Annotated in this window: 1 protein-coding gene; it reads left to right on the top strand. The window is 34.0% G+C overall.

From position 1 onward, the window contains the following. Positions 1-184: 184 nt before the first annotated feature. Positions 185-609, top strand: a 425-nt coding sequence (locus IEZ04_RS36370; protein ID WP_268245720.1) for a DNA-directed RNA polymerase subunit alpha, incomplete at its 3' end; no start/stop codon positions are given.

The raw sequence follows: 609 nt of genomic DNA, 5'->3' as shown, positions 1-609 counted from the left end.
GGCTACAATTCAATAAACCCACTACAATCATTTTGCTAAAGCATTCACAAAATTTTAATGCATTTATCCAAACTTTGTGGTAAGATGGTGGTTTGACACATGTAACTAAAGAATTCGTGGTGCGTCTATTTGTGTCAAGGGTCCCCGATCTATAACTGCTCAAGACATCATCTTACCGCCTTCTGTGGAAATTATTGATAATACACAGCATATAGCTAACCTAACGGAACCAATTAATTTGTGTATTGAATTACAAATCGAGAGGAATCGTGGATATCGTATAAAAACACCAAATAACTCTCAAGACGGAAGTTATCCTATAGACGCTGTATTCATGCCTGTTCGAAATGCAAACCATAGTATTCATTCTTATGAAAATGGGAATGAAAAAGAAGAGATACTTTTTCTCGAAATATGGACAAATGGAAGTTTAACTCCTAAAGAAGCACTTCATGAAGCCTCCCGGAATTTGATTGATTTATTTATTCCCTTTTTACATAAGGAAGAAGAAAACTTACCTTTAGAGGATAATCAAGACACGGTTCCCTTATCTCCCTTTAGTTTTCATGATAAATTGGATAACCTTAGAAAAAATAAAAAAAAAATAAC

The organism is Streptomyces ruber, from assembly GCF_014648075.1.
Taxonomy (GTDB): Bacteria; Actinomycetota; Actinomycetes; order Streptomycetales; family Streptomycetaceae; genus Streptomyces; species Streptomyces ruber.
The sequence above is the reverse complement of the archived record's forward strand: the minus strand, read 5'-3'. Positions and strand labels throughout refer to the sequence as shown.